This is a genomic window from Streptomyces venetus (assembly GCF_039540295.1).
Classification (GTDB): domain Bacteria; phylum Actinomycetota; class Actinomycetes; order Streptomycetales; family Streptomycetaceae; genus Streptomyces; species Streptomyces venetus.
Genome location: NZ_BAABET010000005.1, coordinates 392,646 through 415,865, shown reverse-complemented (window position 1 = coordinate 415,865; position 23,220 = coordinate 392,646). Strand labels below are relative to the sequence as shown.

Sequence of the window (23,220 nt, the reverse complement as noted above, 5' to 3'; positions counted from 1 at the left end):
GCATGCTGGACGCATGACGGAACTCGAAGCGCGGCTGCGTGCCGTCGTCCGGGGCGAGGTCGGGTTCGACGTCACGTCCCGGGCGCTGACGACCATGGACGCGTCCAACTACCGGCGGGTCCCGGCGGGCGTGGTCGCTCCGCGCGACGCCGACGACGTGGCGGCGGCGCTGGCGGTGTGCCGGGAGCACGGCGTGCCCGTGGTCGCCCGGGGCGGAGGCACCTCCATTGCCGGGCAGGCCACCGGCACCGGTGTCGTCCTGGACTTCACCCGGCACATGAACCGGCTGCTGTCGCTCGATCCGGACACCCGCACCGCCGTCGTTCAGCCCGGCCTCGTCCTCGACCGGCTCCAGGACGCCGCCGCCCCGCACGGCCTGCGGTTCGGCCCCGACCCCTCCACCCACAGCCGTTGCACGCTCGGCGGCATGATCGGCAACAACTCCTGCGGCTCGCACTCCGTGGCGTGGGGGACGACCGCGGACAGCGTGCGGGAACTGGACGTCGTCACCGCACGCGGCGAGCGCCTGCGACTCGGGCAGGACTGGGCCGGGGCGCCGGACGGGCTGCGGGCCCTGGCCGAGGGGGAACTGGCGCGCCTGCGCACCGGCTTCCCGGACCTGCCCCGCCGCATCTCCGGTTACGCGCTGGACGCCCTGCTGCCGGAGAACGGCGCCGACGTGGCCCGCTCCTTCTGCGGCTCCGAGGGCACGCTCGGCGTCCTGACGGGGGCCGTCGTACGCCTGGTCGAGGCGCCACGCGCGCGTGCGCTGGCCGTGCTGGCGTACACCGACGAGAGCGCGGCGGCGGAGGCCGCCGCCGGGCTGCTGCCGTTCGGGCCGCTGACGGTGGAGGGCATGGCGGCGGACCTGGTGCCGTCCGCTGCGGCGCTGCCGCGGGGCGGTGCCTGGCTGTTCGTGGAGACCGGCGGGGAGTCGGCCGGGGAGGCACGCGCGCGTGCGGAGGCGATCGTGCGGGCGGCCGACGTCGTGGACGCCCTCGTGGTCACCGACCCGGCGGGGCAGCGGGCGCTGTGGCGGATCCGGGAGGACGCGAGCGGTACGGCGACGCGGATGCCCGACGGCACAGAGGCGTGGCCGGGGTGGGAGGACTGCGCGGTGCCGCCCGCCCGGCTCGGGGCGTATCTGCGGGACTTCAGGGGGCTGCTCACCGCGCACGGGCTGCGCGGCACGCCGTACGGGCACTTCGGGGACGGCTGCATCCACGTGCGGATCGACTTCGACCTGCTGACGGAGCCGGGTGTCGCCCGTTTCCGCCGCTTCTCGGAGGAGCTCGCGGAGCTGGTGGTGGCGCACGGCGGTTCCCTGTCCGGGGAGCACGGGGACGGGCAGGCGCGGGCGGAACTGCTGCCCAGGATGTACGGGCCGGAGATGGTCGGCCTCTTCGAGCGGGTGAAGGGGGTGTGGGACCCGGACGACCTGCTGAACCCCGGGATGCTCGTACGCCCCGCGCCGCTCGACGCCGGCCTCCGCTTCTCCGTCCTGCCGCGCGAGCCGGTCGACGTCGCCTTCGGCTACCCCGCCGACGGTGGTGACTTCTCGGCGGCGGTGCGGCGCTGCGTGGGCGTCGCCAAGTGCCGTACGACCTCGGTGTCGGGCTCCGCCGTCATGTGCCCGTCCTTCCGGGCGACCGGAGAGGAGCAGCACTCCACGCGCGGGCGGGCCCGGCTGCTGCACGAGATGCTCGCCGGTGAGGTCGTGGCCGACGGCTGGCGCTCGACCGAGGTGCGCGACGCCCTGGACCTGTGCCTGTCCTGCAAGGGCTGCCGGTCGGACTGCCCGGTCGAGGTCGACATGGCCACGTACAAGGCGGAGTTCCTCCACCACCACTACGCCGGCCGCCGCCGCCCGGCCGCGCACTACGCGATGGGCCGGCTGCCGCAGTGGCTCCGTGCCGTCTCCCGCACACGCACGGCGGCGCTGGTCAACCTGCTCGCCCGGACACGCCCCCTCGCGTGGACGGCGAAACGGCTGGGTGGCATCGCGCCCGAGCGGGAGATCCCGCGGGTGGCGACGCGGACGTTCAGCAGGTGGTGGGAGCGGCGGCGGGGCACGGGGGAGGGGCCTCGCGGGGACCTGGTGATCCTGTGGCCCGACACCTTCACCGAGCATCTCTCGCCCTCCGTCGGGCAGGCCGCCGTGCGGGTGCTGGAGGCGGCCGGGCTGCGGGTGGCGCTGCCGCCGACCCTGCGTCTGGCGAAACCGCCGGTGGGCGACGGCAGGACGGTCGCCCTCGACCCGCTGTCCCTGCTGCGGGGCCGGGGCCGGGTCTGCTGCGGGCTGACGTACGTGTCGACGGGCCAGCTGGACCAGGCCCGGGCCGTCATGCGCCGCACGCTGGACCTGATGGAGCCGGTGCTGGAGACCGGCGCCCCGGTGGTGGTGCTGGAGCCGAGCTGCGCCGCGGCCCTGCGCACCGACGTCCCCGAGCTGCTGCACGACGACCCGCGCGCGGCCCGCCTCGCCGCGAAGGTCCTCACCTTCGCCCAGGCGCTGGAACGCCACGCGCCGGACTGGACACCGCCGCGTGTGGACCGCCCGGTGGCCGGTCAGACCCACTGCCACCAGCACGCGGTGCTGGGCGACGCCGCCGACCGCCGGCTGCGCGGGTCCGCTCACCTCAGCGGTGAACTCAGCGGCGGCTGCTGCGGGCTCGCGGGGAACTTCGGCTTCGAGAAGGGCCACTACGAGGTGTCCGCCGCGTGCGCGGAGGACCAGCTCCTCCCGTCGGTACGGGACGCCCCGGACGGCACGGTGGTCCTGGCGGACGGCTACTCCTGCCGTACGCAGCTGGAGCAGCTGGCGGGCGTGCGCGGGAGGCACCTGGCGGAGGTGCTCGCGGACGCGTTGGAGGCGGGGCGGCCGGACGCTTGAGGCGTTCGGGCCACCGGACGGGCGGACGCGAGTGTCTCGGCCGGAGGAGGGCCGGAGCCGCTCCTAGGCTCTGCGCACCAGCCGAGCGAAGGAGCCGCCCATGTCACCCATGCCACCCATGCCGCCCATGAACGTCCGCGTCCAGCCGATCCCCCGCGACGAGCACCTCGCGTTCGTCAACGCCCGCCCCTCCGCCAGCCACACCCAGGTGCCGTCCTGGGGCGAGGTGAAGCCCGACTGGAGGGCGGAGAGCCTGGGCTGGTTCGACGAGAGCGGGCAGCTCGTCGGCGCGGGCCTGGCCCTGCTGCGCCCGCTGCCCGGACCGAGCCTGCCCGGCCTGCGGCGGTACCTCGCCTACCTGCCCGAGGGCCCGCTGATCGACTGGCACTCGCCCGGCCTGGATCTTCTGCTGCGGCCGATGCTCGAACATCTGCGGCGGCGCGGTGTCTTCGCGGTCCGTACGGGCCCGCCGGTGGTGGCGCGCCGCTGGGACGCCGAGGCGGTCAAGGCCGGGATCGCGGATCCGTCGGCCCGGCGGCTGAGTGACGTCCGGCCGACGGCGTGCGAACCCGGCGCGGACCAGGTCGCCGACGCCCTGCGCCGGATGGGCTGGCGGCGGGCCGAACCCGGCGGTGAGGACGGCTTCGCCGCGGGACAGCCCCGGTACGTCTTCCAGGTGCCGTTCGCCGGACGCTCGCTGGACGACATCCGCGGCGGTCTGAACCAGCAGTGGCGGCGCAACATCGGCAAGGCGGAGAAGGCCGGGGTGAAGGTCGTACGCGGCGACTACGAGGACCTGCCGGCCTTCCACGAGCTGTACACCGAGACCGCCGAGCGGGACCGCTTCCTCCCGCGCCCGCTTCCCTACTTCCAGCGCATGTGGCACGCGCTCACCGCCGAGCACCCGGACCGCATGCGGCTCTATCTCGCGTCCCACGACGGCGAGGTGCTCGCCGCCGCGACCATGCTGACCGTCGGCGACCACGTCTGGTACTCCTACGGCGCCTCCACCGGCCGCCGACGCGAGGTCCAGGCGAGCAGCGCCGTGCAGTGGCGCATGATGAGCGACGCGCATGAACTCGGCGCCGCCGTCTACGACCTGCGCGGCATCACCGACACCCTGGAGGAGTCCAGTCACCTGCTGGGCCTGCTCCGGTTCAAGGTCGGCACCGGCGGCGAGGCCGTCGAGTACCTCGGCGAATGGGACTTCCCGCTCAACCGGCTGCTCTACAAGGCGCTGAACCTGTACCTGGCGCGGCGCTGAGAAGCCCGCATTCCGAGACAGTGGCATAAACGGTTTACGCACCTGACCGAGTCCATTACTCTGGACTTGACAGTACATCTGGATGCACGTCATCGTGCAACACGGTGTACGTGCGCATGTGAACCAAGCACGCATCTGAACCGAGTACGCATCCGAACCGAGCACAGGACCGCCCCGTGACCACCCCCGGCAGCGCCACCACGTCCCAGCCCGCGACCTCCGTCGCCCCGGCATCGGCCGGTGCGTCACGCCGCCTCGGCCCCCTCGGGTCACCGGGGTCCCTCGGGCCTGTGGGCCTGGTGCTCGCGGGCGGGATCTCGGTGCAGTTCGGCGGCGCGCTGGCGGTGACGCTGATGCCGCGGGCCGGCGCCCTCGGGGTGGTGGCGCTGCGCCTGTTCGTGGCGGCGGTCGTCCTGCTGCTGGTCTGCCGTCCTCGGCTGCGCGGCCACTCGCGCACCGACTGGGGCACGGTCGTCGTCTTCGGCATCACCATGGCCGGGATGAACGGCCTCTTCTACCAGGCCGTCGACCGCATCCCGCTGGGTCCCGCGGTCACCCTGGAGGTTCTCGGCCCGCTCGCCCTCTCGGTTCTGGCGTCCCGCCGCGCGATCAACGTCGTCTGGGCGGCGCTCGCCCTCGCCGGTGTCTTCCTCCTCGGCGGCGGAGGCTTCAGCAGCCTCGACCCCGCAGGGGCGGCCTTCGCCCTGGGCGCCGGCGCCATGTGGGCGGCATACATCGTCTTCAGCGCCCGTACGGGGCGTCGCTTCCCGCAGGCGGACGGCCTGGCCCTGGCGATGGCGGTGGGCGCGGTGCTCTTCCTGCCCCTGGGCATCGCCGAGTCGGGGACGAAGCTGGTCGACCCGGTGACGCTGGGGCTGGGTGCGGCCGTGGCCCTGCTGTCCTCGGTACTGCCCTACACCCTCGAACTCCTCGCCCTGCGCCGCCTGCCCGCCTCCACCTTCGCGATCCTGATGAGCCTCGAACCGGCCATCGCCGCGACGGCCGGCTTCCTCGTCCTCGACCAGGCCCTCACGGCCATGCAGGCCGCCGCCATCGCCCTGGTCATCGCGGCGAGCATGGGCGCGGTGCGGACCCAGGTGGGCGGCGGCCGCAAGAAGACGGCGGCCCTGGAGGGCACGGGCCTGGAGGGCTAGGGCCCCTGAGGTTCAGGGGCCCTGCGGCCCCTGAGGCTCTGCCGCGCCGGGACAGAACCGTCAGAGCGGGTTGAGGCGGGCCTTGAGCAGGCAGAACTCGTTGCCCTCGGGGTCGGCGAGAACGTGCCACTGCTCCTCGCCCGTCTGGCCGATGTCGGCCGGGCGCGCCCCGAGCTTCAGGAGGCGTTCGAGCTCGGCGTCCTGATCACGGTCGGTGGCGTTGACATCGATGTGCAGCCGGGCCTTCCCGGGCTCCGGCTCGTCCCTGCGGCTGAGGATGATCGTCGGCTGCGGGCCGCCGAACCCTTCGCGCGGCCCGATCTCGAAGTACTCGTTCCCCTCGCTGTCGAGCACCACGAAGTCCAGGACCTCGCACCAGAACCGCGCCAGCATCTGAGGGTCGCGGCATCCGAGCACGAGTTCACTGATCCGACATGCCATCGACGAAACCTACTCTCAGTGTGGGAACGGCCCGGCAGCGGGCACACCCTCGAGACCGTACTGGGCGGGGCGGGCGTGGGCCACGGAATTTCCCCGGGCGCCCGGAGCACACGACGCGAAGGGGCGCGTCGTCGAAATATCCGAGCCGGCAACCGAGTTGCCCTGCTCATGACTCAAGCTCCGGGCCCCCGCCCCCTGTCCGACGAAGCCCTCTCCCAGCTGCTCGGCGCGCAGCGGTTCGGCACCCTCGCCACCGTCAAGCGGAACGGGCGTCCCCATCTGACCACCATGCTCTACAGCTGGGACCCCGAGGCGCGCGTCGTACGGTTCTCGACGACAGCCGACCGCGTCAAGGTCAGGCAGCTGCGGCACGACCCGAAAGCCGCCCTGCACGTGCAGGGCGGGAACGTCTGGTCGTTCGCCGTCGCGGAGGGCGAGGCCGAGGTCTCCGACGTCACGACGGTTCCCGGTGACGAGGTCGGGCGGGAACTGCTCGGGATCGTCCCGGAGGAGGCGCGGCCGGAGGACGAGGACGCGTTCCTGGAGCAGCTGGTCGCCGAACGCCGGGTGGTCGTCCGGCTGAAGGTGGACCGGCTGTACGGGACGGCCCTCGACATCGACGGGTAGCACTCGACGACCGGTGCCCGGCTGTCAGACGGTCTCGTCGAGCAGGCGCCGGTGCTCGGCGGGCAGCCGCAGACGAGCCCCGGCGAGTGCTTCGTCGAGTTGCTCCGGTGTGCTGACACCGACGATCGGGGTGGCGGCCGGCTCACCGCCGGTCAGCCAGGACAACACGACCTGGTTCCGGCTCACCCCGAGATCCCCGGCCACCTTGTCCAGGGCCGCGAGCCGCCGGGAGGTGCCGGGGTGGTCGTAGGCATCGGGCAGCGGCTGGTCCGGGCGGCTGTAGAGACCGTGCAACAGAGCGGTGTACACCCACAGGGACAGGTCCGGTTCGCTGTCCACGTAGTCGATGACTTCCTCGGTCACCCAGCCGAACCGATGGTCCTGACCCGGCACGGGTACGCCGGGGCGGGGCTGGAGGTAGGAGTGGCGCAGCTGGAGCGCGGTGTATCCGGCCCAGCCGTTGTCCCTGGCGGTCTGCCGGGCCCGCTCCACGCGCCACACCGGGTGGTTGGAGCAGCCCAGCCGGCCCACCGTCCCGTCGGAGACGAGTGCGCCGAACGCCTCGGCGGACTCGGCCAGAGGGACCGCGCGGTCCTCCATATGGGCCCAGTACAGGTCGATCCGGTCGGTTCCCAGCCGTCGCAGACTGCCCTCGACAGCGGCCTTGACCGCCCGTGCCGACAGGCCCTCACGGTTGGCCGGCCAGTCGCCGGGGCCGACGGGCTGGGCACCCACCTTGGTGCTGAGGAACATCTGGTCGCGCCGGCCGGGACGGCGGGCCAGCCACCGCCCGATGACCTCCTCGCTCTGACCGCCGCGGTTGTCCGCGTCGGACCAGAAGGCGTAGCAGTCGGCCGTGTCGAGGATCGTCCCGCCGGCGTCCGCGAACCGGTCGAGCAGGTGTAAGGACGTGGCGGCGTCCACCGTGGTGCCGAATTTCATCGTTCCCAGCGCGAAGTTCACCTCGGGCATGGCGCAGGTCCCTCCCTGACGAATGACGCACGGCGCGGACGCGCGGTGCGCGCTGGGCATCCTGGCAATTGAAGTGCGCTCCAAGGCAAGGAGGTTGTTCGTCCTCGACCGGCGCGGGAGGTTCCGGCGAGCCCCACGAGCTGCGCAGCTCCTGCGTCCGCATGAGTTTTCATGCAAGCACGCTTGATTGTTTCTGGCGCCACTGCCATGCTCCTCAGCACGCCGCACCACCCTTCATCACCCCGCACACCGCCGTGCCCCGAGGGGAGCGCCCGTGTCCGATCCGACGACCGTGATCGACGATCTGCGCGAGGAGAGCGAGGAACTCGACCGCCTCGTGGCCGGGTCGAGCGCGGAGCACTGGGCGCTCGCGACGCCCGCGCCCGGCTGGACCGTGGCCCACCAGATCGCCCACCTCGCCTGGACGGACCGCTCGGCCTTGCTCGCCGTCACGGACGCCGAGGGCTTCCACGCCCTGGTCGAGAAGGCCCTTACGGCACCGGGTTCCTTCGTCGACGAGGGCGCCGAGGAGGACGCCGGACTGCCGCCCGCCGAGCTGCTCGCGCGGTGGCGTGACGGGCGTGCGGCGCTGGAGAGGGCGCTGCGGGCCGCCCCGCCCAAGGCGCGCTTCCCCTGGTACGGCCCACCCATGTCGGCCGCCTCCATGGCGACGGCCCGACTCATGGAGACCTGGGCCCACGGCCAGGACGTGGCCGACGCCCTGGGTGTGGTGCGCCCACCCACCGACCGGCTGCGGCATGTGGCCTGGCTCGGGGTGCGGTCCCGGGACTTCGCCTACGGGGCACACGGGCTGACCCCGCCCGCCGACCCCTTCCGCGTCGAACTCCACGGGCCCTCGGGCGACTCGTGGGTCTACGGTCCCGAGGACGCCCCGCAGCGGGTCACCGGCCCCGCCCTCGACTTCTGCCTCCTCGTCACCCAGCGCGCCCACCGCTCCGACCTCGCCCTGCACGCCGAAGGGCCCGACGCCGACCGCTGGCTGGACATCGCCCAGGCGTTCGCGGGACCGCCGGGAAGCGGCCGCAAGCCGGGGGGAGGGACGGCGTGACCCTCCGCATAGGCAACGCCTCCGGCTTCTACGGCGACCGCTTCGACGCCCTGCGCGAGATGCTCACCGGCGGAGAGCTGGACGTCCTCACCGGCGACTACCTCGCCGAGCTGACCATGCTCATCCTCGGCCGGGACCGGCTGAAGGACCCCACCGCCGGATACGCCCGTACCTTCCTGCGGCAGTTGGAGGACTGCCTGGGACTGGCCCGGGAACGGGGCGTCAGGATCGTCACCAACGCCGGCGGACTCAACCCCGCCGGACTCGCCGACGCCGTACGCGCCCTGGCCGACCGGCTCGGCATCCCGGTACGCGTGGCCCACGTCGAGGGCGACGACCTCACCGCCGCCCACCCCGGCTCCCTGGCCGCCCACGCCTACCTCGGCGGCTTCGGCATCGCGGCCTGCCTGCGCGAGGGCGCGGACGTCGTCGTCACCGGACGCGTGACGGACGCCGCCCTGGTCACCGGGCCCGCCGCCGCCCATTTCGGATGGCAGCCCGGCGACCACGACCGGCTCGCGGGGGCCGTCGTCGCCGGGCACGTGCTGGAGTGCGGGGCGCAGGCCACCGGCGGCAACTACGCCTTCTTCCGGGACGGCGACGTGCGCCGCCCCGGCTTCCCGCTCGCCGAGCTCCACGAGGACGGCGGCTGCGTCATCACCAAGCACCCCGGCACCGGCGGCTTCGTCGACGTCGGGACCGTGACCGCCCAGCTCCTCTACGAGACCCAGGGCGCCCGGTACGCCGGCCCCGACGTCACGGCCCGGCTCGACACGGTCCGGCTCACCCAGGACGGCCCCGACCGCGTCCGGATCGAGGGGGTGCGCGGCGAGGCCCCGCCCCCGACGCTCAAGGTCGGCCTCAGCAAGCTCGGCGGCTACCGCAACGAGGTCGTCTTCGTGCTCACCGGCCTCGACATCGAGGCCAAGGCCGCCCTGGTGCGCGAGCAGCTGGAACCCGCCCTCGGCAAGGCCGCCGACGTGCGCTTCGAACTGGTCCGTACCGACCGGCCGGACGCCCCCAGCGAGGAGACGGCGAGCGCGCTGCTCCGGCTCGTCGTACGCGACCCGGACCAGGAGGTCGTCGGGCGGGCGCTGAGCGGGGCGGCCGTGGAGCTGGCACTCGCCAGCTACCCCGGCTTCCATGTGCTGGCGCCACCCGGAAAGGGCTCGCCCTATGGGGTCTTCGAGGATGTGTACGTCCCCCATGGGGCCGTCGACCATGTGGCGGTCCTCGATGACGGACGCCGGATCTCCGTACCGCCGGCCCATGACACCGCCGTACTGGAGGAGGTGCCGGAGCCGCCGCTGCCCGAGCCGCTGCCACCCGGGCCCACCCGGCACGCCCCCCTCGGCCTCGTCGCCGGTGCCCGCAGCGGGGACAAGGGCGGCGACGCCAACGTCGGTGTGTGGGCGCGCTCGGACGACGCCTGGCGCTGGCTCGCACACGGGCTGACGGCCGACCGGTTCCGGGAGCTGATACCCGAGAGCCGCGGGCTGAAGGTGACCCGGCACGTCCTGCCCGACCTGCGCGCCCTCAACTTCGTCGTCGAGGGCATCCTCGGCGCCGGTGTCGCCGCGCAGCACCGCTTCGATCCGCAGGCCAAGGCCCTCGGCGAATGGCTGCGCTCCCGCCACCTGGACCTACCGGAGGCCCTCCTGTGACCGTCCTGACCTCCGCGCTCGACACCGGCGGCCCCGAGTACCGGGCCAACCGCGAGGCGATGCTCGCCAAGCTGGCCGAGCTGGACGCCGAACACGCCAAGGCCCTCGCCGGCGGCGGCGAGAAGTACGTCGAACGGCACCGGGGGCGCGGCAAGCTCCTCGCCCGCGAGCGCATCGAGCTGCTCCTCGATGCGGACACGCCCTTCCTGGAGCTGTCCCCGCTGGCCGCCTGGGGCAGCGACCACACCGTCGGCGCCTCCCTCGTCACCGGCATCGGCGTCGTCGAGGGCGTCGAATGCCTGATCACCGCCAACGATCCCACCGTGCGCGGCGGAGCGAGCAACCCCTGGTCGCTGAAGAAGGCCCTGCGCGCCAACGACATCGCGCTCACCAACCGGCTGCCCTGCATCAGCCTGGTGGAGTCGGGCGGCGCCGACCTGCCGTCGCAGAAGGAGATCTTCATCCCGGGCGGCGCCGTCTTCCGCGACCTGACCCGGCTGTCCGCCGCCGGCATCCCCACCCTCGCGGTCGTCTTCGGCAACTCCACCGCCGGAGGCGCCTACGTCCCCGGCATGTCCGACCACGTGATCATGGTCAAGGAGCGGGCCAAGGTGTTCCTCGGCGGCCCGCCGCTGGTGAAGATGGCCACCGGGGAGGAGAGCGACGACGAGTCCCTGGGCGGCGCCGAGATGCACGCGCGCGTGTCCGGCCTCGCCGACCACTTCGCCGTCGACGAGCACGACGCGCTCCGCCAGGCCCGGCGCGTGGTCGCCCGCCTCAACCACCGCAAGGCGTACGAGGATCCGGGGCCCGCCGAGCCGCCCAAGTACGACGCGGAGGAGCTGCTGGGCCTCGTCCCCGGCGACCTCAAGAGCCCCTTCGACCCGCGCGAGGTCGTCGCCCGTATCGTCGACGCCTCCGACTTCGACGAGTTCAAACCGCTGTACGGGACGAGCCTGACCACCGGCTGGGCCACGCTCCACGGCTATCCCGTCGGCGTGCTGGCGAACGCCCGAGGCGTGCTGTTCAGCGAGGAGTCGCAGAAGGCCGCCCAGTTCATCCAGCTCGCCAACCAGCGCGACATCCCCCTGCTCTTCCTGCACAACACCACCGGCTACATGGTCGGCAAGGAGTACGAGCAGGGCGGCATCATCAAACACGGCGCGATGATGATCAACGCGGTCAGCAACAGCCGCGTCCCCCACCTCTCCGTCCTCATGGGCGCCTCCTACGGCGCCGGCCACTACGGCATGTGCGGCCGCGCCTACGACCCCCGCTTCCTGTTCGCCTGGCCCAGCGCCAAGTCCGCCGTCATGGGCCCCCAGCAGCTCGCCGGCGTGCTCTCGATCGTCGCCCGCCAGTCGGCGGCCGCCAAGGGGCAGCCGTACGACGAGGAGGGCGACGCCGCGCTGCGCGCCATGGTGGAGCAGCAGATCGAGTCCGAGTCCCTGCCGATGTTCCTGTCCGGGCGGCTCTACGACGACGGCGTCATCGACCCGCGCGACACCCGAACCGTCCTCGGCCTGTGCCTGTCCGCGATCCACACCGCCCCCTACGAGGGCGCGCGCGGCGGCTTCGGCGTCTTCCGGATGTGAGGCGACAGATGATTTCCACCCTGCTGGTCGCGGGCCGCGGCGAGATCGCGTGCCGCGTCTTCCGAACCTGCCGTGACCTGGGCATCCGCACCGTCGCCGTGCACTCGGACGCCGACGCGGGCGCCCTCCACGCGCGCGTGGCCGACGCGAGCGTACGACTGCCGGGGGCCGCGCCCGCCGACACCTACCTGCGCGGCGACCTGATCGTGAAGGCCGCCGTCGCCGCCGGCGCGGACGCCGTGCACCCCGGCTACGGCTTCCTCTCCGAGAACGCCGACTTCGCCCGGGCCGTCCAGGACGCGGGCCTGGTCTGGATCGGCCCGCCCCCGGGCGCGATCGAGGCCATGGCCTCCAAGACCCGCGCCAAGCAGCTCATGGGCATCCAGCCCCTCACCGACGTCACCGAGGCCGACCTGCCCGTGCTGGTGAAGGCGGCGGCGGGCGGCGGCGGACGCGGCATGCGCGTCGTACGCCGCCTCGCGGACCTGGACACCGAACTGGCCGCCGCCCGCGCCGAGGCCGCGAGCGCCTTCGGCGACGGCGAGGTCTTCGTCGAGCCGTACGTCGAGAACGGCCGCCACGTCGAGGTGCAGATCCTCGCCGACACCCACGGCACCGTCTGGCCGCTGGGCACCCGCGACTGCTCCCTCCAGCGCCGCCACCAGAAGGTGATCGAGGAGGCCCCCGCCCCCGGCCTCTCCCCGGAACTCGACGACGAGGTGCGCGCCCTCGCCGTACGGGCCGCCCGGGCCGTCGACTACGTGGGCGCCGGCACGGTCGAGTTCCTCGCCGCCGACGGCAAGGCCCACTTCCTGGAGATGAACACCCGCCTCCAGGTCGAACACCCCGTCACGGAAGCCGTCTTCGGGCTCGACCTCGTCGCGGAACAGATCCGCGTCGCCGAAGGCCACACCCTCGCCGCCGACCCCCCACGCGCGCGTGGCCACGCCGTCGAGGCCCGCCTCTACGCCGAGGACCCCTCCCGCGACTGGTCCCCGCAGACCGGCCGCCTGCACCGCCTGGCCGTACCGGACGGCGTCCGCCTGGACACCGGCTACACCGACGGCGACGACATCGGCGTCCACTACGACCCCATGCTCGCCAAGGTCGTGGCGCACGCCCCCACGCGCACGGAAGCCGTCCGCAAACTCGCCACCGCACTGGAACGGGCCGTCATCCACGGCCCCGTCACCAACCGCGACCTCCTGATCCGCTCCCTGCGCCACCCGGAGTTCATCACGGCCCGCATGGACACCGGCTTCTACGAGCGCCACCTGCCGGACCTGACCACCCCCGCCACCGACCCGCACGCCCCACTCGCCGCGGCCCTCGCCGACGCCCACACCGGCCCCCGCTCCCGCTTCGGCGGCTGGCGCAACGTCCCCTCGCAGCCGCAGGTCAAGCGCTACGAGATGGCAGGCGAGGAACACGAGGTCCACTACCGGTACACCCGCACGGGCCTGGAGGCGGACGGGGTGAGCGTCGTACACGCCGACGCCGGTCTGGTCATCCTCGAAGTGGACGGCGTACGGCGAAGGTTCGAGGTGTCCCGCCACGGCGACCAGCTCTACGTCAACACCACCGCCCTGACAGCCCTGCCCCGATTCCCCGACCCCACCACCCAGCACGCCCCGGGCTCCCTCCTGGCCCCCATGCCCGGCACGGTCGTCCGAGTGGCCGAAGGACTGACGGCAGGAACCCCCGTGAAGGCGGGAGACCCCCTCCTCTGGCTGGAGGCGATGAAGATGCAACACAAGATCACAGCCCCCGTGACGGGAACCCTGACCGAACTGCGCGCGGCACCAGGCCAACAGGTGGAGCCGGGCGCGCTCCTGGCAGTGGTGACAGAGACCCCTTAGGGGCGCGGGGAACTGCGCGACCAGCCACGACGAAGGAGTCACATGGTCACGATCGAAACCGACGAACACAAGGCTCTCCGAACAGCCGTAGCGGCACTCGGCAAACGCCACGGCCCCACCTACGACCGCGAAACACTCTGGTCCGAGGCAGGAAAGCTCGGCTACCTCGGCGTCAACCTGCCGGAGGCATACGGTGGTGGAGGCGGCGGAATCACCGAACTCTCCCTCGTGCTCGAAGAACTGGGCGCGGCCGGCTGCCCGCTCCTGATGATGGTCGTCTCACCCGCCATCTGCGGCACGGTCATCGCCCGCTTCGGTACGGAAGAACAGAAACAGCACTGGCTCCCGGGCTTCGCGGACGGGACCCGCACCATGGCCTTCGGCATCACCGAACCCGACGCCGGCTCCAACAGCCACCGCATCACCACCACCGCCCGCCGCGACCAGGACACCGGAGACTGGATCCTCACCGGCCGCAAGGTCTTCATCTCCGGCGTCGACATAGCGGACGCCACCCTCATCGTCGGCCGCACCGAAGACGCCCGCACCGGCACCCTCAAACCCTGCCTGTTCATCGTCCCGCGCGACGCACCCGGCTTCACCCGCCACGCCATCGACATGGAACTCGCCGCCGCGGAGAAGCAGTTCGAGCTGACCCTCGACGACGTACGGCTGCCCTCCGACGCACTCGTCGGCGACGAGGACGCCGGCCTGCTCCAGCTCTTCGCCGGCCTCAACCCCGAGCGCATCATGACGGCCGCCTTCGCGATCGGCATGGGCCGCCACGCCCTCGCGAAAGCCGTCGAGTACGCCCGCGACCGGCAGGTCTGGAACACTCCCATCGGCGCCCACCAGGCCATCGCCCACCCCCTCGCCCAGGCGCACATCGACCTCGAACTCGCCCGCCTGATGATGCAGAAGGCCGCCCACCTGTACGACGCGGGCGACGACACGGGAGCCGGGGAGGCCGCCAACATGGCGAAGTACGCGGCCGGGGAGGCCTGTGTGAAGGCCGTGGACCAGGCCGTGCACACCCTCGGCGGCAACGGCCTCACCCGCGAGTTCGGCCTCGCCCGGCTGATAACGGCCGCGCGCGTGGCTCGTATCGCCCCGGTGAGCCGGGAGATGATTCTCAACTACGTCTCCCACCAGACCCTTGGCCTGCCCAAGTCGTACTGAGACGGCCCGCGCGCGAGGAGGAACCGTGTTCCGCAGCGAGTACGCAGACGTCCCGCCCGTCGACCTGCCCATCCACGACGCCGTCCTGGGCCGGGCCGGAGCGTTCGGCGACACCCCGGCCCTGATCGACGGCACCGACGGCACCACCCTCTCCTACGAGCAGGTGGACCGGTTCCACCGGCGTATCGCCGCCGCCCTCGCCGAGGCGGGTGTGCGCAAGGGCGACGTCCTCGCCCTGCACAGCCCCAACACCATCGCCTTCCCGACCGCGTTCTACGCCGCCACACGCGCGGGTGCCACCGTCACCACCGTGCACCCGCTCGCCACCGCCCAGGAGTTCGCCACACAGCTGACGGACTCGGCGGCCCGCTGGATCGTCACCGTCTCACCCCTGCTGGAAACGGCCCGCCGGGCCGCCGAACTCGCGGGCGGCGTACAAGAGATCTTCGTGTGCGACAGCGCGCCCGGCCACCGCTCGCTCATCGACATGCTGGCCTCCGCGGCCCCCGAGCCGAGGATCGCCATCGACCCCGCCACGGACGTCGCGGCCCTCCCGTACTCCTCCGGGACCACCGGCACCCCCAAGGGCGTGATGCTCACGCACCGGCAGATCGCCACCAACCTCGCCCAGCTCCACCCGGCGATACCCGCCGGCCCGGGCGACCGCGTCCTGGCAGTTCTTCCCTTTTTTCACATATACGGCCTTACGGCGCTGATGAACGCACCGCTCAGGCAGGGCGCCACGGTCGTCGTCCTGCCCCGCTTCGACCTGGAACAGTTCCTCGCCGCCGTCCAGAACCACCGCATCACCGCCCTGTACGTGGCCCCGCCGATCGTGCTGGCCCTCGCCAAACACCCGGCCGTCGCCCAGTACGACCTGTCGTCCCTGAAGTACATCGTCAGCGCCGCCGCACCCCTGGACGCCCGCCTCGCCGCCGCCTGCTCCGCACGGCTCGGCCTGCCCCCCGTCGGCCAGGCCTACGGCATGACGGAACTCTCGCCCGGCACCCACGTCGTCCCCCTGGACGCCATGCGCCACGCACCGCCCGGAACCGTCGGCAAGCTCATCGCCGGCACCGAGATGCGCATCGTCTCCCTCGACGACCCCGGCAAGGACCTGCCCGCCGGCGAGTCCGGCGAGATCCTCATCCGCGGCCCCCAGGTCATGAAGGGCTACCTCGGCCGCCCCGACGCCACCACCGCCATGATCGACGGCGACGGCTGGCTGCACACCGGCGACGTCGGGCACGTCGACGAGGACGGCTGGCTGTTCGTCGTCGACCGCGTCAAGGAACTCATCAAGTACAAGGGCTTTCAAGTGGCCCCCGCCGAACTGGAAGCCCTCCTCCTCACCCACCCGGGCATCGCCGACGCCGCCGTCATCGGCAGGTACAACGACGACGGCAACGAGGTCCCGCACGCCTACGTGGTCCGCCAGCCGACCGCCACCGGCCTCACCGAGGCCGAGATCATGATGTACGTCGCCGAACGCGTCGCCCCCTACAAACGGATCCGCCACGTCACCTTCATCGACGGCGTCCCCCGGGCGGCCTCCGGCAAGATCCTCCGCCGACAGCTCAGGGAGCGCGCATGACCCTGGTGACCCGCACACGCGAGCGTGCCGTGGAAACCCTGACGCTCGACTCACCGGACAACCGCAACGCCCTCTCCGCGGCCCTGGTCGGCGAACTGGCCGACGCGCTCACCGACGCCGCCAAGGACACCGGCGTCCGCGCGATCGTCCTCACCCACACCGGCAACACCTTCAGCGCGGGTGCCGACCTCCGGGACCCCCCACCCCCCGAGGCACTGACCGGCCTGCTGCGGCAGATCGTCGAACTGCCCAAACCGGTCGTCGCCCGGATCACCGGCCACGTCCGCGCCGGCGGCCTCGGCCTCCTGGCCGCCTGCGACATCGCGGCCGCCGCCACCGAGGCCACCTTCGCCTTCACCGAGGTCCGCATCGGCGTCGCCCCCGCGGTCATCTCCCTCCCCCTCCTCCCGCGCACGGACCCACGCGCCCTGGCCCGCTACTACCTCACCGGCGAACGCTTCGACGCGCCCGCGGCCACCACGACCGGCCTGCTCACCACCCACGGCGACGACGTGGACGAGACCCTGGCCCCCATCCTCGACGGCCTGCGCAGAGCGGCCCCCGACGCCCTGGCCGAGACGAAACGGCTGCTCACGGCTAGGGTGCTGGAAGCCTTCGACCGGGACGCGGCGGACCTCACCGCGCTCTCGGCCCGGCTGTTCTCCTCCCCGCAGGCCCGCGAGGGGATGACGGCCTTCCTCGAACGACGGGATCCGGCATGGGTGGTGTGAGTACGGCGGACCGGGCGGAGAGAGTGCCCAAGCAGGACCGCAGCAGGGCCACCCGGCAGCGGCTCCTGGAAGCGGCCGTGTCCTGCCTCGCGGAACACGGCTGGGCCGGCTCCACCGTCTCCGTCGTCGCCGAACGCGCCGGCGTCTCCCGCGGCGCCGCCCAGCACCACTTCCCGACCCGCGAGGACCTCTTCACCGCGGCCGTCGAGTACGTCGCCGAGGAACGCTCCACCGCCCTGCGCGCCCTGTTCCCGCAGGGCGCGGCCGGAGGCCGCCGCGCCGTCGTCGCGGCCCTGGTCGACCTCTACACCGGCCCCCTCTTCCGCGCCGCCCTGCACCTGTGGGTCGCCGCCTCCAACGAGGACCAGCTCCGCCCCCGCGTCACCGAACTCGAATCCCGCGTGGGCCGCGAGACCCACCGCATAGCGGTCGACCTCCTCGCCGCCGACGAGACCCTCCCCGGCGTCCGCGAAACCGTCCAGGGCCTCCTCGACATGGCCCGCGGCCTGGGCCTCGCCAACCTCCTCACCGACGACGCCGCCCGCCGGGAACGGGTGGTGGCACAGTGGGCGTGGGTACTGGAGGAGGCGCTGGGCTGACCACGCGCGACCGCTGCCTGGCGGGCGGAACTCCGGCGGTCAGGGGCTGAGCCGCTCCACCCGCCAGCTCCCGTCGGACCGCTCCGTGTACCGCAACCGGTCGTGCAGCCGGTTCTCGCGGCCCTGCCAGAACTCCACGGACCGCGGGGCCACCCGGAAACCGCCCCAGTTCGGCGGCACCGGCACCTGCTCGCCCTCCGGATAGCGCGCGGCCAGCTCGGCGTACGCCCCGTCGATGTCGGCGCGCGTGGCGATCACCGAGGACTGGGCACTGGCCCACGCGCCGAGCTGCGAGCCGTGCGGGCGGGTGCGGAAGTACGCCGCCGTCTCGTCCCGCCCGGTACGCCGCGCGATCCCGGTCACGATGACCTGCCGGGCCATCGGGTGCCAGGGGAACAGCAGCGAGACGTACGGGTTCTCTCCCAGGTCACGCGCCTTGCGGGAGTCGTAGTTCGTGTAGAAGACGAAGCCCTGCTCGTCGAAGTGCTTCAGCAGCACCGTACGGGCGCTGGGCCGCCCCTCGGCGTCGGCCGTCGAGACGACCATGGCGTTCGGCTCGAACAGTCCGCCGTCCGTGGCGGCCTGTTTGAACCAGCGCGCGAACTGTTCGACAGGGGTGGCGGCCAGCTCGGTCTCGGAGAGCCCCTCGGCCCGGTACTGCTTGCGCATCGAGGCCAGATCGAAGGGGACGGCGTCGCGGTCGGTCACCCGGTCATCTTGCCGTATGGACGGTGTCCTTCGTCACTGAGTGGCACTGAGTGCCGCGAACCCTCCCCAACGATGGCACTCAGGGATATCGTTCTCGTGCTGTTCCGGTTGGGTGACCGCCGACCGAACGGGGCATCACAGGGGGAGACCGGCCAGGACCGCGAGTCGCGCACACGACCGTGGAGCCAGCGGACGGCAGCCCGCTTCGCAAGCTGACTGACACATGGTTCGTACGTCTCACCCCACATCAACACCATCTGTCACTTACATCACGAGGAGCCGCCTGATGTCCGACTTCGTACCCGGACTCGAAGGAGTCGTCGCGTTCGAGACGGAGATCGCCGAACCGGATAAGGAAGGCGGCGCACTCCGGTACCGGGGCGTCGACATCGAGGACCTCGTCGGCCACGTCTCCTTCGGCAACGTCTGGGGCCTGCTCGTCGACGGCGCCTTCAATCCCGGACTGCCGCCCGCCGAGCCGTTCCCGATCCCCGTGCACTCCGGCGACATCCGCGTCGACGTCCAGTCGGCCCTGGCCATGCTCGCCCCCGTCTGGGGCCTGAAACCCCTCCTGGACATCGACGCCGAAGAAGCCCGCGAGGACCTGGCACGAGCCGCCGTCATGGCCCTGTCCTACGTGGCCCAGTCGGCCCGCGGCCAGGGCCTGCCCATGGTCCCGCAGCGCGAGATCGACAAGGCCCACTCCGTCGTCGAACGCTTCATGATCCGCTGGCGCGGCGAACCGGACCCGAAGCACGTGGCGGCGGTCGACGCCTACTGGACCAGCGCCGCCGAGCACGGCATGAACGCGTCCACCTTCACCGCACGCGTGATCGCCTCGACCGGCGCGGACGTGGCGGCGGCGCTCTCCGGAGCCGTCGGCGCCATGTCCGGCCCGCTCCACGGCGGCGCCCCCTCCCGGGTCCTCGGCATGATCGAGGAGATCGAACGCACGGGCGACGCCGAGGCCTACGTGAAGAACGCGCTCGACAAGGGCGAACGCCTCATGGGCTTCGGCCACCGCGTCTACCGCGCCGAGGACCCCCGCGCCCGGGTCCTGCGCCGCACCGCCCGCGAACTCGGCGCCCCCCGCTTCGAGGTCGCCGAGGCCCTGGAGAAGGCGGCCCTGGCCGAGCTCCACGCCCGCCGCCCCGACCGCGTCCTCGCGACGAACGTCGAGTTCTGGGCGGCCATCGTCCTGGACTTCGCCGAGGTCCCGGCCCACATGTTCACGTCCATGTTCACCTGCGCCCGCACGGCCGGCTGGTCCGCCCACATCCTCGAACAGAAGCGCACCGGCCGCCTGGTCCGCCCCTCGGCCCGCTACACCGGCCCCGGCTCCCGCGACCCCCGCGAGATCGAGGGCTACGAGGACATCTCCCACTGATCCCATCCCCCGGGCGGCAGCGCGCGAAGCCCCCAGGCATCGCACGCTGCCGCCCGCACGGCCCTCACCCCGCGAGTCGGTCCAGCTCCTCCCCGAGAGCCTCCCGCATCCGGTCGTGCCGAGGCCCGAGCGCATACCGCTCCTCGCTCCACCACTCCCGCGGATAGAGCCACACCGGCAGCCGCACGAGGTCCTCCGACTCCCAGTTGTACCGCGGCCACACATGCGCGTGCAGAAACCCGTCGGCGTTCCCAAGAATCTCCAGATTGACCCGCCGGAACCCGGTCTCCACCCGCCGGCAGGCCCGCTCCACGGCCTCTCCCAGCCGGTCCATGTCGGCCAGGAACGCCAGCCGCCTGCTCCGCGGCAACTCGGACAACCGCTGGACATCGGGGTCGTCCGTCAGCAGCACCGAGTAACCGGGCAGGAACTGCACATCCCCGATCACCGCGAACCCGGCGTCCAGCCTCCGCACCACCGCAGGATTCTCACCCCGCAGGGCGCTGCCGATCCGGTCCTCGCGCCATTCGTCCGCCGCCATCGCCCCCCCTGGAAACGCAGACGACCCGCGAGCCTGGTCCTCCGGAGGAGGGCCGGCCGGACGTACCGGCGGCTCGCGGGTCGGGTGACTGCTGGAGATTGGGCCGGCTGCGCGTTTCGCTCACGCGCTGGTCCGGCACCGCACTGTGTGTGGTGTCGGGCCGCTAGCCCGCAGCCACCTCACGCGTCCGGTTCTCATACATCTGCCGAACCACCTCCCTTCTCGTGTACCTGGAACCTTAGGAAGCCGTTGGGCCTCGCATCAACCGTTTTTTTGAGATCGTGACTCCCCGACGCAGCGGCGGGCGATTCTCAGCGGTCCGGCTGCGAAACAGCGAGGTGTACGCGCGGCGGGGCAGCGGGGGCGGGGAGCGGGGTCCGGGACGTTGACGTGGGGATCGCTCCGTACAACGATTCTTTCAATGTTGTGGGAACTCGGTGTGCGCTGGGTCACCTTCCAGTTGAATGATTGCAAGTAGCGAACCGACGTGCGGTACGTGCGGACGCAGCCTGCAGGGGGTCCAGGTGAGTGCTTCCCGGCGTAGTGGGACCACCGACGAGCTGGGGCCCGACGAGCCCGAGCGGGACGGTGCGGCCTCGGACGGTTCGGCCTCGGACGGTTCGGATCTGCTCGCCGCCCTGCTGGACGGTATGGACGCGGCGCTGTGCGCCTTCGACGCCGACGGGGTCGTGACGCACTGGAACCGTGAGGCCGAGCGGATTCTGGGGTGGAGCGCGGACGAGGCCGTGGGGCGGCGCGGGCTGGCCGGGTGGGCGGTGCGCAGCGCGGACGCCGAGGAGGTGGAGAGCCGGCTGTTGTCGGCGATGCACGCCCCGGGGCGTCAGGTGCACGAGTTCGCGTTGCTGACCAAGGACGGCGGGCGGGTGCTCGTACGGACGCAGTCGGCGGTGGTGCTGGGGCCCGACGGGAAGCCGGCGGGGGTGTACTGCGCCTTCAGCGAGGTGCACGCGCAGATCGATCTGGAGCGGTCGATCGCGTTGAGCGAGGCGCTGTTCGAGGACGCCAGCTGGGGTGTCGTGCTCGTGGACGTCGACCTGCGGCCGGCCGTGGTGAACGCGCACGCGGCCAAGGCGCTGGGTACGGGGCGTACGTCGGTGCTGGGGCGGCCGCTCGGGGACCTGCTGGCGCAGGGCGTGGAGGAGCTGGAGAGCGCGTTGCAGCATGTGCTGGCGGAGGGTGCGCCGCCCGCGCCGGCCGAGGTGTGGGTGAGCGTGCGTACGCCGGAGGGTGAGCGTCGGCGGTGCTGGCGGAGCGGGTTCCTGCGGCTGGCGTCGCCGCTCGCGGAGGAGCCGGTGCCGCTGGGTGTGGGCTGGCTGTTCCAGGACGTGACGGAGTCCAAGCAGGTCGAGCAGGAGGCGTCGCTGCTGCGGTTCCGTACGCAGCAGCTGCACCGGGCGTCGCGGGCGGCCGCGGAGTGCGAGGATCCGGCGGAGGCGGTGACCGTGCACCTGGACTTCGCGCTGGCCGGGTTCGCGGACCACGCGTTGATCGACCGGGTGGCCGGGGGTGCGCTGACCGATGGGGAGGCGGAGGGGCCGGTGCGGTTGGTCCGGGTCGCCGCGACGCCGTCCGGTGCGCCGGGGCCGAGCAGGCTCGCGGGCCGGGCGGGTCTGCCTGTGCGGTATGCGGAGGGGCATCCGGCGTTGCAGTGCGTGGAGCGTGTCGGCGCGGTTCGGGCGAGTGCGGGCGCGATAACGGCTGAGGAGGCCCGGGGCTGGGCTCTGGCCCGGCAGTGGCCGCAGGACGCGGTGCACGCCCTGTGTGCGGTGTTGCGCAGCCGGGGCCGGACGCTGGGCGCGGTGACGTTCCTGAGGGGGGCGGGGCGCAGCGCCTTCGAGCGTTCCGACGCGATGTACGCGGAGGACGTGGCGGTACGGATCGCGGCGGCGCTGGATCTCGCGGGGCTGGCCGAGGAGGAGTGAGGGCCGGGCCGTAGCCGCCCCGGCCCGGAAGGGCTCAGTGCCGGTAGAAGATGCGGTCCGCGTATTGCCGCATCACGCGGTCGTTCCAGTCGTGGCCTCCGTCGACGTTGCCGGAGCGGAGCAGCGGGGGGTCGATGCCGCGGTCGGCGAGGGTGGCGGCCGTGGTGGCCATGACGGCCTGGAGGAGGGCCGAGGTGACGACGGTGGAGGCGGGGGCGAAGGGGGCCGGTACGTTGTCGAGGGTGAGTTCCGCGTCGCCGACCGCGATCTTGGTGTCGAGGACGAGGTCGCAGTGGTCCTTGAGGTAGGTCCCCGAGGTGTGCCGGGAGGTCGTCTCCGTGGCGTAGGCGACCGAGGTCACGCCGATGACCTTCACGCCGAGGGCGCGCGCGTGCAGGGCCATCTCCACGGGGAGCGCGTTGCGTCCCGAGAGGGAGATGATCAGCAGGGCGTCGCCGGCGCGGAGCGGGGAGCTGTCCAGGACGGCGCTCGCGAGGCCGTCGACGCGTTCCAGGGCGGAGCCGAGCGGGGCGGGCATGACGTCGACGCCGACGACGCCCGGCACGGCGAGCAGGTTCATGAGCGCGAGGCCGCCGGCGCGGTAGACGAGGTCCTGTGCGGCGAGGGAGGAGTGTCCGGCGCCGAAGGCGAAGAGGCGGCCCCCGTCGGTGACGGTGTCGGCGAGGAGCGTCCCGGCTGCCGCGATGCTGTCGGCCTCCTCGTCGCGGACCCGCTGGAGCAGGCCGATCGCGGCGTCGAGGAACTGGCCGGCCGGCGCGCGGTCGCTCATTCGGGGTCCCTTCGGGCAGGCCTCGGTGGGCTTGTGTCGCGCATCACGGTGCGGTCTGGACCATGGTGGTGTCAACACGGCCGTGAGGGGCCCGCGAGCGCGGTCGGTACCCCTCCGCGGGGCCGTGTAATCCCCTGCTTCCGCTCCGGCGGCACGGTTGTCGGTGGTATCCGGCAGAATTGGGTGCAGGGCCAGCGCACGCGCCGGTGA

General features: G+C 72.6%; 19 protein-coding genes. 14 read left to right on the top strand and 5 right to left on the bottom strand.

The window, feature by feature from the left end; all coding sequences use genetic code 11:
* Positions 1-13 precede the first annotated feature (13 nt).
* From ABEA82_RS18975 to ABEA82_RS18965, 3 genes are all read left to right on the top strand, one after another.
* The gene (locus tag ABEA82_RS18975; protein WP_345662734.1) at positions 14-2,893 is read left to right on the top strand and encodes an FAD-binding and (Fe-S)-binding domain-containing protein; all 2,880 of its coding nucleotides are present in this window, start codon (positions 14-16) and stop codon (positions 2,891-2,893) included.
* A 127-nt stretch (positions 2,894-3,020) separates the two neighbouring features.
* A complete protein-coding gene (locus ABEA82_RS18970; RefSeq protein WP_345662936.1) occupies positions 3,021-4,157 on the top strand; it encodes a lipid II:glycine glycyltransferase FemX in 1,137 nt (378 codons plus the stop codon).
* Positions 4,158-4,333: 176 nt separating this feature from the next.
* Positions 4,334-5,311, top strand: coding sequence for an EamA family transporter (locus ABEA82_RS18965; protein ID WP_345662733.1), 978 nt, complete (start codon positions 4,334-4,336; stop codon positions 5,309-5,311).
* Between the two features lie 60 nt (positions 5,312-5,371).
* Here ABEA82_RS18965 and ABEA82_RS18960 read toward each other — a convergent pair whose 3' ends face one another.
* Complete coding sequence (locus ABEA82_RS18960; protein WP_345662732.1) at positions 5,372-5,752, bottom strand: VOC family protein; 381 nt, start codon at positions 5,750-5,752, stop codon at positions 5,372-5,374.
* Positions 5,753-5,920: 168 nt separating this feature from the next.
* On the opposite strand from ABEA82_RS18960, the gene ABEA82_RS18955 reads away from it, so the two are divergent.
* Positions 5,921-6,379, top strand: a complete 459-nt coding sequence (locus ABEA82_RS18955; protein WP_345662731.1) for a TIGR03618 family F420-dependent PPOX class oxidoreductase — start codon at positions 5,921-5,923, stop codon at positions 6,377-6,379.
* Positions 6,380-6,403: 24 nt separating this feature from the next.
* On the opposite strand, the gene ABEA82_RS18950 is transcribed toward ABEA82_RS18955, so the two are convergent.
* Positions 6,404-7,351, bottom strand: a complete 948-nt coding sequence (locus tag ABEA82_RS18950; protein ID WP_345662730.1) for an aldo/keto reductase — start codon at positions 7,349-7,351, stop codon at positions 6,404-6,406.
* 274 nt (positions 7,352-7,625) lie between these two features.
* Here ABEA82_RS18950 and ABEA82_RS18945 point away from each other — a divergent pair, with 274 nt between their 5' ends.
* The 8 genes from ABEA82_RS18945 to ABEA82_RS18910 are packed head-to-tail and all read left to right on the top strand — an operon-like array spanning position 7,626 to position 17,641.
* Positions 7,626-8,420, top strand: coding sequence for a TIGR03084 family metal-binding protein (locus ABEA82_RS18945; protein ID WP_345662729.1), 795 nt, complete (start codon positions 7,626-7,628; stop codon positions 8,418-8,420).
* Positions 8,417-10,084 (top strand): acyclic terpene utilization AtuA family protein, encoded by a 1,668-nt coding sequence (locus ABEA82_RS18940; protein ID WP_345662728.1) that lies wholly within the window; start codon positions 8,417-8,419, stop codon positions 10,082-10,084. Before ABEA82_RS18945 ends, ABEA82_RS18940 begins: the two co-directional genes overlap by 4 nt.
* The gene (locus tag ABEA82_RS18935) at positions 10,081-11,679 is read left to right on the top strand and encodes an acyl-CoA carboxylase subunit beta (protein ID WP_345662727.1); all 1,599 of its coding nucleotides are present in this window, start codon (positions 10,081-10,083) and stop codon (positions 11,677-11,679) included. Before ABEA82_RS18940 ends, ABEA82_RS18935 begins: the two co-directional genes overlap by 4 nt.
* Positions 11,680-11,687: 8 nt before the next feature.
* The gene (locus ABEA82_RS18930; protein ID WP_345662726.1) at positions 11,688-13,538 is read left to right on the top strand and encodes an acetyl/propionyl/methylcrotonyl-CoA carboxylase subunit alpha; all 1,851 of its coding nucleotides are present in this window, start codon (positions 11,688-11,690) and stop codon (positions 13,536-13,538) included.
* Positions 13,539-13,580: 42 nt separating this feature from the next.
* Positions 13,581-14,717, top strand: coding sequence for an acyl-CoA dehydrogenase family protein (locus tag ABEA82_RS18925; RefSeq protein ID WP_345662725.1), 1,137 nt, complete (start codon positions 13,581-13,583; stop codon positions 14,715-14,717).
* Between the two features lie 25 nt (positions 14,718-14,742).
* Positions 14,743-16,311 (top strand): 4-coumarate--CoA ligase family protein, encoded by a 1,569-nt coding sequence (locus ABEA82_RS18920; protein WP_345662724.1) that lies wholly within the window; start codon positions 14,743-14,745, stop codon positions 16,309-16,311.
* Complete coding sequence (locus ABEA82_RS18915; protein WP_345662723.1) at positions 16,308-17,042, top strand: enoyl-CoA hydratase family protein; 735 nt, start codon at positions 16,308-16,310, stop codon at positions 17,040-17,042. Before ABEA82_RS18920 ends, ABEA82_RS18915 begins: the two co-directional genes overlap by 4 nt.
* Entirely contained in the window at positions 17,030-17,641 is a 612-nt protein-coding gene (locus ABEA82_RS18910) for a TetR/AcrR family transcriptional regulator (protein ID WP_345662722.1), read from the top strand. Before ABEA82_RS18915 ends, ABEA82_RS18910 begins: the two co-directional genes overlap by 13 nt.
* A gap of 39 nt (positions 17,642-17,680) precedes the next feature.
* Here the strand turns inward: ABEA82_RS18910 and pdxH are convergent, their stop codons facing one another.
* On the bottom strand, positions 17,681-18,349 hold the full coding sequence (gene pdxH, locus ABEA82_RS18905; protein ID WP_345662721.1) for a pyridoxamine 5'-phosphate oxidase: 669 nt from the start codon (positions 18,347-18,349) through the stop codon (positions 17,681-17,683).
* A 286-nt stretch (positions 18,350-18,635) separates the two neighbouring features.
* On the opposite strand from pdxH, the gene ABEA82_RS18900 reads away from it, so the two are divergent.
* Positions 18,636-19,736, top strand: a complete 1,101-nt coding sequence (locus ABEA82_RS18900) for a citrate synthase 2 (protein ID WP_345662720.1) — start codon at positions 18,636-18,638, stop codon at positions 19,734-19,736.
* Positions 19,737-19,800: 64 nt separating this feature from the next.
* Here the strand turns inward: ABEA82_RS18900 and ABEA82_RS18895 are convergent, their stop codons facing one another.
* Positions 19,801-20,277 (bottom strand): HIT family protein, encoded by a 477-nt coding sequence (locus ABEA82_RS18895; protein ID WP_345662719.1) that lies wholly within the window; start codon positions 20,275-20,277, stop codon positions 19,801-19,803.
* 464 nt (positions 20,278-20,741) lie between these two features.
* Between ABEA82_RS18895 and ABEA82_RS18890 the strand changes: the two genes are divergently transcribed.
* The gene (locus tag ABEA82_RS18890; protein ID WP_345662718.1) at positions 20,742-22,220 is read left to right on the top strand and encodes a PAS domain-containing protein; all 1,479 of its coding nucleotides are present in this window, start codon (positions 20,742-20,744) and stop codon (positions 22,218-22,220) included.
* Positions 22,221-22,254: 34 nt separating this feature from the next.
* On the opposite strand, the gene ABEA82_RS18885 is transcribed toward ABEA82_RS18890, so the two are convergent.
* Entirely contained in the window at positions 22,255-23,010 is a 756-nt protein-coding gene (locus tag ABEA82_RS18885; protein ID WP_345662717.1) for an SIS domain-containing protein, read from the bottom strand.
* Positions 23,011-23,220 lie beyond the last annotated feature (210 nt).

Excerpts from the sequence above, each read along its gene's own strand:
- ABEA82_RS18930 (WP_345662726.1), top strand. The coding sequence starts at position 11,688 with ATGATTTCCACCCTGCTGGTCGCGGGCCGCGGCGAGATCGCGTGCCGC.
- ABEA82_RS18885 (WP_345662717.1), bottom strand. The coding sequence starts at position 23,010 with ATGAGCGACCGCGCGCCGGCCGGCCAGTTCCTCGACGCCGCGATCGGC.
- ABEA82_RS18890 (WP_345662718.1), top strand. The coding sequence starts at position 20,742 with ATGATTGCAAGTAGCGAACCGACGTGCGGTACGTGCGGACGCAGCCTG.
- ABEA82_RS18895 (WP_345662719.1), bottom strand. The coding sequence starts at position 20,277 with ATGGCGGCGGACGAATGGCGCGAGGACCGGATCGGCAGCGCCCTGCGG.
- ABEA82_RS18925 (WP_345662725.1), top strand. The coding sequence starts at position 13,581 with ATGGTCACGATCGAAACCGACGAACACAAGGCTCTCCGAACAGCCGTA.
- ABEA82_RS18910 (WP_345662722.1), top strand. The coding sequence starts at position 17,030 with ATGGGTGGTGTGAGTACGGCGGACCGGGCGGAGAGAGTGCCCAAGCAG.
- ABEA82_RS18970 (WP_345662936.1), top strand. The coding sequence starts at position 3,021 with ATGAACGTCCGCGTCCAGCCGATCCCCCGCGACGAGCACCTCGCGTTC.
- ABEA82_RS18900 (WP_345662720.1), top strand. The coding sequence starts at position 18,636 with ATGTCCGACTTCGTACCCGGACTCGAAGGAGTCGTCGCGTTCGAGACG.
- ABEA82_RS18975 (WP_345662734.1), top strand. The coding sequence starts at position 14 with ATGACGGAACTCGAAGCGCGGCTGCGTGCCGTCGTCCGGGGCGAGGTC.
- ABEA82_RS18915 (WP_345662723.1), top strand. The coding sequence starts at position 16,308 with ATGACCCTGGTGACCCGCACACGCGAGCGTGCCGTGGAAACCCTGACG.
- ABEA82_RS18950 (WP_345662730.1), bottom strand. The coding sequence starts at position 7,351 with ATGCCCGAGGTGAACTTCGCGCTGGGAACGATGAAATTCGGCACCACG.
- ABEA82_RS18960 (WP_345662732.1), bottom strand. The coding sequence starts at position 5,752 with ATGGCATGTCGGATCAGTGAACTCGTGCTCGGATGCCGCGACCCTCAG.
- ABEA82_RS18955 (WP_345662731.1), top strand. The coding sequence starts at position 5,921 with ATGACTCAAGCTCCGGGCCCCCGCCCCCTGTCCGACGAAGCCCTCTCC.